Annotated in this window: 9 protein-coding genes and 1 tRNA gene; 7 read left to right on the forward strand and 3 right to left on the reverse strand. The window is 44.8% G+C overall.

Annotated features, from left to right (window positions below; genetic code table 11):
* The first annotated feature begins 164 nt into the window (after positions 1-164).
* Positions 165-1,172, forward strand: a complete 1,008-nt coding sequence (hemB, locus tag CZ794_RS03460; protein ID WP_087040219.1) for a porphobilinogen synthase — start codon at positions 165-167, stop codon at positions 1,170-1,172.
* Positions 1,173-1,295: 123 nt separating this feature from the next.
* Here the strand turns inward: hemB and CZ794_RS03465 are convergent, their stop codons facing one another.
* Entirely contained in the window at positions 1,296-2,273 is a 978-nt protein-coding gene (locus CZ794_RS03465; protein ID WP_087040220.1) for a glutathione S-transferase family protein, read from the reverse strand.
* Positions 2,274-2,535: 262 nt separating this feature from the next.
* Between CZ794_RS03465 and CZ794_RS03470 the strand changes: the two genes are divergently transcribed.
* Together CZ794_RS03470 and CZ794_RS03475 are read left to right on the forward strand one after the other, a co-directional pair.
* Positions 2,536-2,612: transfer RNA gene (locus tag CZ794_RS03470), tRNA-Val, on the forward strand.
* Positions 2,613-3,468: 856 nt separating this feature from the next.
* A complete protein-coding gene (locus CZ794_RS03475) occupies positions 3,469-4,152 on the forward strand; it encodes a transglutaminase family protein (protein WP_256958850.1) in 684 nt (227 codons plus the stop codon).
* Positions 4,153-4,461: 309 nt separating this feature from the next.
* Here CZ794_RS03475 and CZ794_RS03480 read toward each other — a convergent pair whose 3' ends face one another.
* Positions 4,462-5,442, reverse strand: coding sequence for a YhdH/YhfP family quinone oxidoreductase (locus tag CZ794_RS03480; protein ID WP_087040222.1), 981 nt, complete (start codon positions 5,440-5,442; stop codon positions 4,462-4,464).
* A gap of 346 nt (positions 5,443-5,788) precedes the next feature.
* Positions 5,789-6,565, reverse strand: a complete 777-nt coding sequence (locus CZ794_RS03485; RefSeq protein ID WP_087040223.1) for an IclR family transcriptional regulator — start codon at positions 6,563-6,565, stop codon at positions 5,789-5,791.
* A gap of 241 nt (positions 6,566-6,806) precedes the next feature.
* Between CZ794_RS03485 and CZ794_RS03490 the strand changes: the two genes are divergently transcribed.
* The 4 genes from CZ794_RS03490 (at position 6,807) to CZ794_RS03505 (ending at position 14,141) form a co-directional block, all read left to right on the forward strand.
* The gene (locus tag CZ794_RS03490; RefSeq protein ID WP_087040224.1) at positions 6,807-7,988 is read left to right on the forward strand and encodes an iron-containing alcohol dehydrogenase; all 1,182 of its coding nucleotides are present in this window, start codon (positions 6,807-6,809) and stop codon (positions 7,986-7,988) included.
* A gap of 75 nt (positions 7,989-8,063) precedes the next feature.
* On the forward strand, positions 8,064-9,554 hold the full coding sequence (locus CZ794_RS03495; protein ID WP_087040225.1) for a CoA-acylating methylmalonate-semialdehyde dehydrogenase: 1,491 nt from the start codon (positions 8,064-8,066) through the stop codon (positions 9,552-9,554).
* A 247-nt stretch (positions 9,555-9,801) separates the two neighbouring features.
* Positions 9,802-12,309, forward strand: coding sequence for a CoA transferase (locus CZ794_RS03500; RefSeq protein ID WP_087040226.1), 2,508 nt, complete (start codon positions 9,802-9,804; stop codon positions 12,307-12,309).
* Between the two features lie 182 nt (positions 12,310-12,491).
* Positions 12,492-14,141: a BCCT family transporter gene (locus tag CZ794_RS03505; RefSeq protein WP_087040227.1), complete on the forward strand. Its 1,650-nt coding sequence runs from the start codon at positions 12,492-12,494 to the stop codon at positions 14,139-14,141.
* Positions 14,142-14,250 lie beyond the last annotated feature (109 nt).

Here is a 14,250-nt window from a genome sequence, read left to right on the forward strand (position 1 = left end):
GTTTTTTGCTTTTGTCATCTGCTATTGGGTATAGTAGTGGCACTATAATATACGCACCGTAAAATGAAATAGCGCTTACTGAATGGTTTAAATGCAGCCGTTTATGTAAGACCATCGTTTTAGTATCACGATAGCAGTGACTGATAATTAAATAAGGAAAAATCATGACTTATACTTTTAATCGCCAATTTCCTGAAACTCGCTTACGTCGCTTGCGTTATAACGACAATGTTCGAGCGATGATTCGTGAAGTTGAGCTACATCCCAAGCATTTTATTGCCCCTGTTTTTGTATTAGAAGGCACCAATCAGCGCGAAACCATTGCAAGCATGCCAGGAGTTGAGCGCTTATCCATCGATTTGCTCATTGACTATGCCAAGGAATTGTTGGCAGAAGGTGTGACGACAATTGATATCTTCCCTGTCGTTGATAGCTCACTAAAAACCCCTGATGGCAAGGCAGCTTATGATGAAGACGGGCTTGCTGCACGCGCGGTCAAAGCTGTCAAAGACGCTGTACCAGAAATGGTCGTCATGACTGATGTGGCATTAGATCCGTATACGTCACATGGTCAAGATGGCTTACTTGATGACAGTGGTTATGTCGTCAATGATGCAACCGTTGAAGTGTTGGTCAAGCAAGCGTTGGTACATGCTCGTGCTGGTGCTGATATTATCTCTCCTAGCGATATGATGGATGGTCGCATCAAAGCCATGCGTCATGCCTTTGAAGCAGAAGGCTTTGCCAATACTGCCATTATGGCCTACTCAGCCAAATATGCTTCTGCTTACTATGGTCCATTCCGTGATGCCGTTGGTAGTGCTGGCAATCTAAAAGGCGGACATAAGAAACAGTACCAAATGGACTTTGGTAATCGTGCTGAGGCCTTACATGAAGTGGCAATGGATATCAATGAAGGTGCTGACATGGTCATGATCAAGCCAGGTCAGCCATATTTAGACCTCATCCGCGAAGTAAAAAACACCTTTGGTATACCGACATTCGCTTATCAAGTCTCTGGTGAATATGCCATGCACATGGCTGCCATTCAAAATGGTTGGCTAAGCGACGCTGTTATTTTGGAGTCTTTGATCGGTTTCCGCCGTGCGGGTGCTGACGGTATCTTGACGTATTTTGCCTTAGAGGCGGCCCGTCAGCTAAACAATGCTTAATATCAATTAAAATGCCTTTTACATCGTAAAACACCCCAGCTACTTCATAGTCGCTGGGGTGTTTTTTATTGAAATTCTATTTATGCTGAGCCGTTTTTGCTCACATGTATAAAGCAAACATGTCTATAGCTGATCACGATGATGTGCTGTCGTAAAATCAATAGCAGGGCCAATAGGGATAATACGGGTAGGATTGATATTGGCATGGCTGGTGTAATAGTGCGTCTTGATATGCGTCATATTGACTGTCTCTGCCACACCTGATACTTGATACAACTCACGCAGATATCCCCAAAGGTTTGGATAGTCAACGATACGGCGTATATTGCACTTAAAATGCCCAACATAAACGGCATCAAAACGCACCAATGTGGTAAATAAACGCCAGTCAGCTTCTGTTATCGTCTTACCCATCAAATAACGACGCTCTGCTAAACGTGCCTCTAGTGTGTCTAGCGCATCAAACAGCTCTGTTACTGGCTCTTCATAGGCCTCTTGGGTGGTTGCAAATCCTGCTTTATACACACCATTGTTTACTGCAGAATAGACGAACGCATTGATATCATCGATTCCTGCCAATAGCTCTGATGGTAAAAAATCGCCTTCCGCTGCCCCAACTTCGTCAAAGGCTGAGTTAAACATACGAATGATTTCGGCTGACTCGTTACTTACGATAGTATTGGTTTGCTTGTCCCACAGCACAGGAACTGTCACGCGGCCTGTATAATCTGACTTGGCGGTCGTATAAATCTCATATAAATAATCGGCGTCAAATAACGGATCAGCAATGACACCCTCGCCTTCTGCAAACGTCCATCCTTTGTCGCCCATAAACGGGTGCACCACAGACATCGAAATCATGTCCTCTAACCCTTTTAGTTTGCGGTAAATGGTGGTTCGATGTGCCCAAGGACAAGCCAAAGACACATATAAATGATAGCGGTTGGCTTCGGCTTTAAAGCCACTTTTTCCTGAAGGCCCTGCGCTACCATCGACAGTTACCCAATTTCGAAAACCTGAATCTTCACGTTTAAAGCTCCCACCATTGGCATCTGTGTCATACCATTTGTCCTGCCATTGACCATCGACTAGTAAGCCCATTTTGTTCTCCTATATGTTTTAATTTTATTTAGTGAATGTGTTTTTATCACTCTTTGATACCCACGGTAGCACTTCTACCTGCTGCTGCCACTCAAGTGTGCTGTTGCTCGCAACATTGTATCAAAATCAGGTCGTGGCTATTGTTTTAGTAAGTACGCACGTAATAAAAAGGCTTTTTTCTTAGTATTTTGATGATAAATGGATATTGGTATAAAAAAGACTTGCAAAGTCTGAAAAACTTGCTAAAATGCTCAACCTAAATAGGCGTATAGCTCAGTTGGTTAGAGCGCTACCTTGACATGGTAGAGGTCAGCAGTTCGAATCTGCTTATGCCTACCAAATTTAGAAAGCCCCGATCTCACGATTGGGGCTTTTTTTTGTCCGTAAAATATGGGGGGTGTGAGAATAGAAGCTCTACGTTGATTTAAACTCTCTTTTTCAAGCTCTTAACAAACATTATGAAAAAACTTGTGTACCCAAATTGTGCCTAAGTTGCGCCTTCTCTCTGTTTTGCCTTTCCTTTAAAACAACACTTTCGACCGCTACCCTAATTTTCCTAAAACCGACTTGAAATTCATTTACTCTTCTTTATCCAGCGACTTGTTAGGCACATTGTCCATATCGTCTGTTACCGTTATGGGAATGATGCCAGCGTTAAATCAAGTGCTAGCAGACAACATACCCAAAGACATGATTGCTCCCGTTGGCCTAACAATCGATTCATACGATAATGCATAGGATAAAACTATCCACGCACCATATATGTCTGAAGTTAGTGAGTAGCGAAAAGAGCAGTATGGAGTGAACGATGTTGAACTGGCAGTCCTTAGATGGGTGGCATTTCGAGTAAAGCTCTCATCTTACAAAACTAAATCGATAATTAATCGACTTTCACCCCCTCATCAGCTTTAGTAAAGCCCGACTGCATAGTACCATTGGTTATGTCTCACCTTTTGAGTTTGAAAAGCGGTATTATGGTAATTTAACCCTGTCAGGCATTGCCGCCTGACTCAAGTAAACCAGTCTCTGATATAATCGGAGCAGTTCAGCCCCACGAGATCGTCAGCCCGCCAGCCCCATACCCTTAGGGAGTTCAAACATGATCCTGAAACTTAACGTCACACTCCATTATCGACTCTCAGAGCAGATGGACCTTTTGCTTCAGATCGAAGCCGCCGATCTTGTAGACCAGCGAGTGCGTTCGGCCGAGATTTGGACATCAGACGTTGCGCATTTTTCACGGATCACTGCCGATGATGGCATAGGAGAGCGAATTTGGATCCACGCCGAAGGGGATTTTAGCTGCACTTACCTCGCAGAAATTGACGTTGACCGCCCTACCTTGGATATATCAGCACTGCCCCAAACGCCTCTTCATCTTTTGCCTGGAGAGACGATCAAGCATTTGATGCCATCTCGCTATTGCCCATCAGACCAATTTCAAGCATTCGTAGAAGCCGAGTTTGGCAATCTCTCTGGTGGCGCACGGATTGCTGCGATGCGCGATTGGATCGAGTCAGCGCTTAGCTATGTGCCTGGATCGAGCCACACACAGACTACCGCGCTCGACAGCTTTATTCAACGTCAAGGCGTATGTCGCGACTTTGCGCACGTTCTTGTGACACTATCGCGTGCATCGTCGATACCGGCTAGGTTCGCAAGCGTTTATGCACCTGATGTGACGCCACAAGACTTTCATGCTGTGGCCGAGGTTTTTCTTGCGGGAAGCTGGCACCTCATTGATCCGACTGGCATGGCAGATGCCAACACAATGGCTCGCATTGGTGTTGGCGCTGACGCGTCCAGTGTTGCGTTCTTAACCGCGTTCGGCTCTGTGGACTTGATCAACCAATCAGTATCCGTAACCAGACAGGCTTAGAGTGCAGATCAGATACATATGTGCCTACATTTAAGACAATGACCATCGCCATAATAGGCGGAAGACGGTCATTGGCTTGTTCAATCGGTTGCGCACGCTTCACGTTCTTTAGCCTGCGGATTAAGAACATGGTAAGTATGCCATGTTGCGTATACAAGAATAAACAAGACTAAGGTCTACTACAATTAGATCACACACGTGACCCTCTAGCTCTATTAAGAGAATCCTTAAAAAACAAAGAGAGTCTTAATTCTAAAAAATTAAGACTCTCTTTGAGATGTACCATAAAGACAATAAGATAGACGTTTCTTATATTTTTACTACATATCGGCCTACGGATTTTCCTTCTAACATCAATACGTAAGTGGTTTTAATATCTTCTAGACCAATCTCACTAGTGATACTATCTAACGTCGCTATTTTGAACTCACTAGCCAGCTTGTCCCATGCTGCTTGCTTCTTCTCAAGCTTACATTCGACCGAATCGATACCGATTAGTCTTACGCCCCTCAAAATAAATGGAAATACATTAGTATTGAGTTCATGTGATGCTGTGAGGCCGCAGCAAGTAGCAACCCCATCGTATTTTATATATTTCAAGGCATTGGCTAAAATATCACCGCCTACCGTATCCACAACCCCTGCATATCTCTCAGCCATCATAGGCTTTTTAGCATTCTCATTAAAAGTGTCTCTGAGAATAACTTCTGACGCACCAATCTGTTTAAGATAATCAATTTGTTCCTCTTTTCCTGATACGGCAACAACGGTAAAGCCAATTTTTTTCAGTATAGAAACCGCTATAGAGCCTACGCCACCAGTCGCACCAGTGACTAAAATCTCACCGTCTTCTGGCTTTAGACCATTGTCTAATAACTCATTGATACTTAAAGCTGCCGTTAATCCCGCAGTACCGAAAGTCATGATTTCTTTGTCAGTGATCGTATCTGGGATTCTCGCAACCCATGAAGTTGGGACTTTAACAAATTCTGAATGACCACCATCCGTATTCATACCTAAGTCATAGCCTGTAACCAGTACCTTGTCTCCAACGGCGAAGATATCGGATGTCGTTTCGTGCACCACTCCGGCTACATCAATGCCAGTGATATGAGGAAATTTTCTAGTTACTCCAGGATTACCGATGGAGCTTAAAGCATCTTTATAATTTAATGAAGAATAAGTTGTCTTTATGATGACTTCATTTTTATTGCATTCTGGAACAGGAACTTCTTGTATCGCGCTAGAAAATTCTCTTTCAGCTACTTTCTCTACTAAAAAGGCTTTCATATTCACTCCTTGTACATGCTTAGAGTTATAACCTCAGTATTTTTGGCAAGGAGATTCTTTGCCTTTAGTTACCTCAGTTAGGTATTAGCATTTCAATAATATGTTTTAAGTTTAATATAATTTCATATATCGATATAAAAGTTATCGTTATGAAAAATAACATAATCGATTTATGATAACAAGATATGTGTGTACAAGCCTTTAAATCGCTTCAACAATGAAAGGTTGGGAGCACCATATTGCGTATGGTACTGCCAACCTTTTTTATTATTCTATGCGTTATAGAAGCGATGATGTCTTGATTGAGAGTTAATACACTGCTGTATTTTACAAATTACTTCTCTATTCATAATTCATAATTTTGATTAAAAATGATGGACAACTCATCAGCAGCCTCTTGCATCAGCGGCAAATAGCTGAGTAATTCATCCATACTTTTTCTGACGGTGGGACCATGGGTAAACAGCGTGGCAAATGCTTGTTGCTCGCCATTAGGAATCATGACCGCACAAGCTACCATTCCTGGAATAAACTCCTCGTTGTCTATACCCACTTTGGTCTCGCGTGTTTTTATAATCGTTTGCATCAGTTGCTGTTTATCTGTCTGAGTATTGGTCGTGAGCGCATGTATCGACATCTTCTCAACGATACGCTCACATTTATCATCCGACAGCTGCGCCAGTAATAACTTACCACTGGCACTGGCCCAAACAGGTACATGAGAGCCCGACGGTAAAAATATTTGTAGTGGCCAATCCGACATAACGCGATCGACATACACCACATCCAAGTCTTGTAAAATCGCAATGCCAACTGTCTCCCCTATTTTCGCTGATAGCTCATTTAGTATCGCCAGCCGCTCATTTTTGAAATCACTGTTTTGTAATAAGTTCATCGCAAGCTTGTAAGTGCGCTTTCCGCAAGTGACTTTTCCTGGCAGATCTAATTGGATAAACCCAAGGCTCTGCAGCTGATCCAGTAATCGATACATACTGGGTACGGGTACCTCTAATGTTTCTGATAAATCACTGACACTCATCGGTCTTTGGGAGCTTGCCAGCACTTCTACGATCTGCAAAACACGCTCCACGCTTGATCCTTTCTTCTTCTTAGCCTCACTCATTACTTACTCCAAACTTTTAGCTGACGCTCAGCAAATAAATTTATTCATTATAGCGATAAAATTTATGCTTTTGCGTCTTGTCATCATAAACATATTCTGTTACCTTTCACATAACGAGAAAATATTTATCGTTATGTGAAATTTTATTGTTAGGCATGATTTATTTTGTCGGCTCTTCTTACGGCGGATAAACGGCCTATCAAGCTAATAATGGAAGTTATTAATACAAGGATGAGTAACTATGTCGCACAGTATCCTTCTGCCAAGAACGATGGAAATTGGCCGCGATGCTTGCCAAAAGCTACCGCAGATATTAAAGAGTTTGGGTATCAAAAACCCCCTGATTATCACTGACGATATGATGGTTAAGCTTGGCTATGTCGATAATATTCAAGGCATTTTAAAAGAAGCGCAAATCAGCGCGGATGTGTTCTCGGACACTGTGCCAGAGCCTACTGAAATGTCTATCAGCGCTGGCGTCTCTCAAGTCAAAGCGAAAGACTATGATGGTCTTATCGCGCTAGGCGGTGGCAGCCCTATCGATAGCGCTAAGGCCATTTCTATCTTGGGCAGATTTGGTGGCGATATGCGTGACTATAAGTTCCCGCGTCAAGTCGATGAAACGGGCCTACCTATTATTGCCATACCAACTACTGCGGGTACTGGCTCAGAAGTTACCCGTTTTACCATCATTACAGATGATCTCAACAACGAAAAACTATTGTGCGTGGGTATGGGATTCATGCCTATAGCAGCGATTATCGATTTTAGCCTGACGCTCAGTGTACCGCCGCGTACTACCGCAGACACGGGCATTGATGCGATGACGCATGCCATCGAGGCGTACATCAGCCCCAAACGCAATGCCTATAGCGATCAGCAAGCATTGGCGGCTCTACGTCTGATTGGACCTAATATCCAAACGGCTTATCACAATGGTAAAGACGAAGCAGCCCGCGAGGCGATGATGCTCGGCTCTACCTTAGCTGGTATCGCTTTTTGTAACTCCTCAGTTGCGCTTGTACACGGTATGAGCCGCCCGATTGGTGCGTTTTTCCATGTACCGCACGGCCTCTCAAATGCCATGCTGCTGCCAACCATTACTGAATTTGGCATCTCAAGCGCGCCCGATCGTTATGCTGACTGCGCGCGTGCATTAGGCGTTGCTGATTCTAGTGATACAGATGATGACGCCAATGTCCGCTTGATCGATTTTCTCAAAAACTTAAACAAAGAATTGCACGTTCCCACACTCGCGGAATTTGGTGTGCAGCGTGCCGACTTTGACAAGCTTGTCAACACGATGTGTGAGCAAGCATTTGCATCGGGTTCTCCTAACAATAACCCTCGCATACCCAATCTTGAAGAAATGATTCAGCTTTATACCATGCTGTGGGATGACAATAGTACAGATCACGCATAGCGCTCTGTACTATCAAAATCGCCTTCATTTACTTATCAATTCACCAATAACAAACATGTTTAAAGGACATAAACTATGCAAACTATCGGACACTTTATTAACGGTAGCTTAGTCAACAATGACAGCCAAACTCAAGACGTCTACAACCCTTCAACGGGTGAAGTCAGTAAAAAAGTTGCGTTAGGTGGCGAAAAAACCATCGGCGAAGCAGTCGCTGCGGCCAAAGCGGCATTTCCGGCATGGAGCAAAACCTCGCCACTAAAACGTGCGCGCGTCATGTTTAAATTCAAAGAGTTGCTTGAGCAAAATGCAGACGAGATTTGCCGCCTAATCGGTGAAGAGCACGGTAAGATCGTTCATGACGCTGCAGGTGAATTGCAACGTGGTATCGAAAACGTTGAATATGCGTGCGCTGCACCTGAGCTACTAAAAGGTGAGCACAGCCGTAACGTCAGCACCAATATCGACTCTTGGAGTGAATTTCATCCACTAGGTGTTGTCGCTGGCATCACCCCGTTTAACTTCCCTGCGATGGTGCCACTATGGATGTTCCCGATGGCAATCGTTTGTGGTAACACCTTTATTCTAAAGCCATCTGAGCGCGATCCAAGCTCTACCCTATTTATTGCACAGCTACTACATGAAGCAGGGCTTCCAGAAGGGGTTATCAACGTCGTCAATGGCGGCAAAGATGCTGTTGATGCTATTTTGCATCATCCAGATGTTAAAGCAGTCAGCTTTGTAGGCTCTACCCCTATCGCTGAATATATCTACACGACCGCAGCGGCGCAAGGCAAGCGTTGCCAAGCATTAGGCGGCGCAAAAAACCACGCGATCGTTATGCCAGATGCAGATTTGGATAATGTTGTAACCTCACTGCTAGGCGCAGCGTTTGGTTCATCAGGTGAACGCTGCATGGCGTTATCTGTTGCCGTCGCCGTTGGTGATGAAACCGCTGACAAAATGATTGCGGCGTTAAAGCCTGCTATCGAAGAGCTCAAGTTCGGTGTGCATTCAGAGAAAAACAACGACTTTGGCCCTGTCATTACCAAAGCGCACAAATCTAAAGTTGTCGAGCACATTAAGAGTGCTGCCGATCAAGGTGCAACCCTAGTTACGGATGGCTCTGACGTTCAGCCAGAAGGTTATGAAGAAGGATTCTTTGTTGGTCCAACATTGATTGACCATGTTACTAAAGACATGGACAGCTACAAATCCGAGATTTTTGGTCCAGTACTGCAAGTCATGCGCGTAGAAACCATGGCTGAAGCACTGCAACTTATCAATGACCATGAATATGGTAATGGTACGTGTATCTATACTCGCGATGGTGAAGCGGCTCGTCACTTTATCGACAACATTGAAGTCGGTATGGTTGGCGTCAATATCCCGCTACCAGTACCCGTAGCATCACAGAGCTTTGGTGGTTGGAAGCGTTCACTGTTTAGTGATTTGGCGATGTACGGACCAGACGGCGTTAGATTCTTCACTCGCCGCAAAACCATCACTCAGCGCTGGCCTAGCACGGCAGTGAGAGATGAAAAACAGTTCTCTATGCCAACTTAATCCTCTTGTCTGTTGAGTGCTGGGTTATTGGTGTCCTCAAAAATAGCAAATAATTTGTAAATCACTGGTGCTTGCTTTTTATCTACCTCACCGGTGGATAGATAGCGAGCACTTTAGCGATACAGTTTGGCGGCCGCTCATCTCTATGCTATCGCCGCCAAGCAAACACTTATTTTTATCGTTCTCATTTTTACTAGCTCTAATTTTTAATAGCAATCGCATAATAAAATTCTAAGGATGGATGACTATGCAAGAAACTCGTGAATTGCCACTCAAAGGTGTCAAAGTAATCGATTTTGGTCAATATATTGCTGGTCCTGCTGTAGGTATGATGCTTGGTGACCTAGGCGCTACTGTGGTTCACATAGACCCACCGTCAGGTCCAAAATGGCAAAGCCCTGCCAACGCCATATTAAATCGCAATAAATTGATGCTCAAACTCGATCTCAAAACAGAGGAAGGCTTAGCACAGGCCCGCCAACTCATTTTGAAAAGCGACATCGTCATCGAAGGTTTTCGCCCAGGCAAAATGGCAGAAATGGGACTCGATTTGGTCGCGTTACGTGCAGAACGTCCGCAGCTGATCACCTTGTCTATCCCTGGATTTGCGTCAAATGATGAGCTACGCCGTGAGCTACGTGCTTACGAAAGTATCGTTTCAGCAAGCTCGGGCGTATTTACCGACATGGGTTTGAACCGTGTCCTCATGGGCATCAACCCATCGTTCTCACCCCTACCACTACCTTCAGCTTATGGTGCCATGTTGGCTGGCTCTTCAGTTGTGTTTGCCCTACAAGCCCGTGAAAATACTGGCCTTGGTGATGCGATTGAAGTGCCGCTTGCCGCTGCTGTTATGGAAGGGCTCTGCTACAACTCAATAGAAGTTGAAGACATGCCTGAGCGTTATTTAACCCAGCGCGAAGTTGAAATTCAACGCCGCCGCGTTGAAGGCATCCCAATGAATATGAACTACGAAGATCTGCAAGAACTGCTCGATCCTTTTTACCGCAGCTATATGTGTAAAGATGGTCGCATGTTTTATGTGGTATGCCCAAGCCACAAACATCATGCCAAGCGCTGCTTAGAAGTGCTTGGATTGTACGATGAATTGGTGGCAGAAGGCCTGACGGAGGAAGATGACACGTATCTACCCTCTAGTGAGTGGACCTCCGATACCTCGCTTGGCGTTTACCCCATGCCAAAGTACTGGGCAGATCATATCGCTGCAAAAATGAAAGACGCCTTTTTACTACGTACCTCTAAAGAATGGCAAAAAATCTTTGGTAAACGCGGAATCCCTGGCGCGCCGCAGCGTTGGCTACAAGAGTGGATCCGCGATGATCATGCAGAAACGGCAGGTCTGATGATTGAGGTCGATGATCCTACTTATGGCAAGATGATTCAGCCAGGCCCAATTGTGTGGCTAGAAGAATGTGGTGAGCTTATGTTAGAACCCAAGCCGCCTAAGCCGAGTACCTTTGATGAGGCCTTAGCAAAGTTCCAGAACTTTAGAACCAAATTGCCTTCAGTCAACGAAACCGGTGAAAAGCGTGGTTGGTTAGACGGCGTTCGCGTCCTTGATCTTTGTAATGTGATTGCAGGACCACATTCGGCCGCTTACTTGGCACGATTTGGCGCAGAGGTCATCAAACTGGATTCTGCCACTCCACTGTACGACAGCTGGAACACCGTTATTTATGGTCTTTCTCAAATGACGGGCAAACGCTCTATCCTTGCTGATATTGGCAAAGGCGAAGGCCGCGAGCTGTTTGAAAAATTGGTCAAGTCGGTTGATGTGATCGTCTGGAATGCCACCGATACACAGATTAAGAAAATGGGATTAGATGCTGAAGGCCTAAAAGCCTTAAATCCTGAAGCCATCTTCTGTAAGTTAGACTGCTTCAGTGGCGTACGTAAAGGTCCCTGTAGCGACTTCATTGGTTATGACGATGTGGTACAGGCTTGCACGGGTATCATGCTGCGCTGCGGCGGTGCAATGGACACGCCTGAAGAGCATGCTCACGTCGGTACCATCGACGTTATGTGCGGTTTTGGCGGTGCGATGAGTATTGGTGTGGCCCTTTATCAAAAATTCCGTACTGGACGTATCGGGCGCGGACGGACATCACTGGTTGCCAATAGTGCCTTGCTACAGATTCCTTATTGCTATGACTTTGCAAAACGTGGGCTGTTTGATGAGCCATCAGGCCGCGAAACCAATGGTCATGATGAATTAACGCGCTTTTACTATACCTCCTCAGGTAACTATGTATTGTTAAACGCGCATGAAGTTGACGTAGACAACTTCGAGAGAGTCGAGGGCTTAGAAGGTTTTAGCCAATTAGCAAAAAGTGACCGTGCCTCATTCTTGTCTAACGCATTCCAGAAGATACCTGCTCACGAGTGGGTAGATCGTTTGCAAGCCGCGGATATTGCTGCCGTTATCTGTGCTGATATCAATGCGCTACGCGCAGAATATAGCCGACTAGCAGATGACACGCCAGGTATTGATCGTGGCAGTTACTCATTCTCAACCTATGAGGACCACCCAAGTGGTCACAAAGTCACCCAGCTTGACCCCTATGCCATTCGTCCAACGCATAGCAAGATATACGCGCTTTCTCGGCCCGAAAAGTTCGGTCATTCAACGCGTCAAATCATGAAAGAGCTTGGTTATAGCGAGTCACAAATTGAGGAAAGTATCGCAAGCGGTTATGTAAGCGATAGCTGGAGTCAAGAATACTTACCAAGTTAACCACAAATTTAATGAACCATTTAAATCAGGAAGTGTCATTGTTTGGTGCCACGTTTAGCGCCGTTGGGTTTGTGCATAGGCCAAATAATGACCTTCTTTGAATGATATGGATTAGGCGACCAGAAGGATTACGGAACCTAAGACGCATTTCAACGAGAAGCATACTATCTAAAGGATTAGATATGAAATTCAACCGTAGAAAACCTTTAACCAAATTACCCATCAAAGTCGCCACAAAAGGCTTTTACGAAGGGTTTAATAAAGACGTTACGATTACTGCAAAAATTTTACTCGGCTTGCTTATTCTTTGGGCAGTGATTTTCCCTGAAAGCTCGCTTGCCATACTAGGCACTATCAACAGTTTCTTGCTCAGTAACTTCTCGACATGGTATATCTTATCGGTGACCTTTTTCTTACTTGTTGCCATGTTCCTAGCCTTCATTCCGCGTTATGGCAAGCTTGTCTTAGGAGACAAAGGGGACAAACCTGAGTTTTCTAATTTCTCATGGTTTGCGATGATTTTTGGTGCCGGTATCGGTGTGGGCATGCTGACCTTTGCCACCGCAGAGCCAATGTATCACTTTGGTAATAACCCTGAAGTTATTCAAGGTATGGCAACAGGCTATGGTGCTGATAACGTGCGATACGCGTATAAATGGGCCTTTCTCCATTGGGGATTTAGCGCATGGATTTGCTATTCTTTAGTCGGTCTTTCGATGGCTTATTTTTCTTTTCGACGCAAACTGCCGCTTACTATTCGCTCAGGGCTTGCGCCAATCTTTGGCAAAAAGCTGTCTGGTAGGCTTGGTGATGCTATTGACATTGTCGCTGTCATTGCAACGCTTTTGGGCGTCGCACAAACATTAGGGTTTGGTGTTGAGCAGTTTGTTTCTAGCATGTACCGTGTTGGCATGGGCGACTGGCTCCTCAACGCTGAAGGAAAATCATCCGCGGCCGCGATTATTGTTGCATTGATTGTCATCGTTGGGGTCGCTACCGTCTCTGCATTGTCAGGGCTTGGTAAAGGGGTCAAATGGCTGTCTAATCTCAACATGTGGCTCAGCTTTATTCTGTTTACCTTTTTCTTAATCTTTGGTTCGACATTCTTTGGTTTGCAATCTTTCTTCTTAGGTTTGTTTGACTATGTGGTTGCACTTCCTGCCCTGCTAATAACGATTTGGCAGCCAGATGGTACGACTGTCGGTGATACGTTGTCCACATGGCAAAAAGACTGGTCTGTGTTCTATTGGGCGTGGTGGATCGCCTTTGGTCCTTTCGTCGGGGTGTTCTTTGCCCGTATTTCACGTGGTCGTAGCATTCGTGTTTATCTATTCGGTACGGTCATCCTACCTGCACTGATGTGTTTTATTTGGTTTTCAGTCGTGGGCGGTACCGCAATCGATTTAACATTAGGTGGTACTGATGCTATCTCAAGCGTCGGTCAAGAGTCTCAGTTGCTGGCAATGCTTGATGTGATGCTATCTCCTAATGCAGCTTGGGCAATGGCTATTTTAGTTCTGGTCTTACTATTAACTTACTTAGTCACCACGCTAGATTCGGCCATTTTGGTTATCAACACTATCAACTCAGGTGGTAATGAAGGTCCAAAAGGTCGTCCACACATTATCTTTTGGGGTGTTATATTAGCATTGGTTGTTGGGGTCCTATTGATCAGTGGTGGCTTGGGCGCAATCAAAACGGCAATGGTGATTGGTGCACTGCCTTTCAGTTTCGTCATGGTACTTATGGGAATAGCCCTTATAAAAGCAGTTCTCTATGACACCACTCATCCTGAAGTCGATACGGTAGATTTAGTGGAGGAAAAGAGTTGAGATTGAAACGCTAATGGTCAGGCGCATAAAACACGTGCTACGCGATGTTTCGTGTAGGTTGCACTTCTAAGTTATAGGTCGTCGTAGCAGTTTTATCACTAAAACTATA

Origin of the sequence: Psychrobacter sp. JB385 (assembly GCF_900163785.1) — a bacterium.
GTDB lineage: Bacteria > Pseudomonadota > Gammaproteobacteria > Pseudomonadales > Moraxellaceae > Psychrobacter.

Bases quoted from the DNA above. Each gene is read 5' to 3' on its own strand.
- hemB (WP_087040219.1), top strand. From the start codon at position 165: ATGACTTATACTTTTAATCGCCAATTTCCTGAAACTCGCTTACGTCGC.
- CZ794_RS03505 (WP_087040227.1), top strand. From the start codon at position 12,492: ATGAAATTCAACCGTAGAAAACCTTTAACCAAATTACCCATCAAAGTC.
- CZ794_RS03500 (WP_087040226.1), top strand. From the start codon at position 9,802: ATGCAAGAAACTCGTGAATTGCCACTCAAAGGTGTCAAAGTAATCGAT.
- CZ794_RS03480 (WP_087040222.1), bottom strand. From the start codon at position 5,442: ATGAAAGCCTTTTTAGTAGAGAAAGTAGCTGAAAGAGAATTTTCTAGC.
- CZ794_RS03465 (WP_087040220.1), bottom strand. From the start codon at position 2,273: ATGGGCTTACTAGTCGATGGTCAATGGCAGGACAAATGGTATGACACA.
- CZ794_RS03495 (WP_087040225.1), top strand. From the start codon at position 8,064: ATGCAAACTATCGGACACTTTATTAACGGTAGCTTAGTCAACAATGAC.
- CZ794_RS03490 (WP_087040224.1), top strand. From the start codon at position 6,807: ATGTCGCACAGTATCCTTCTGCCAAGAACGATGGAAATTGGCCGCGAT.
- CZ794_RS03485 (WP_087040223.1), bottom strand. From the start codon at position 6,565: ATGAGTGAGGCTAAGAAGAAGAAAGGATCAAGCGTGGAGCGTGTTTTG.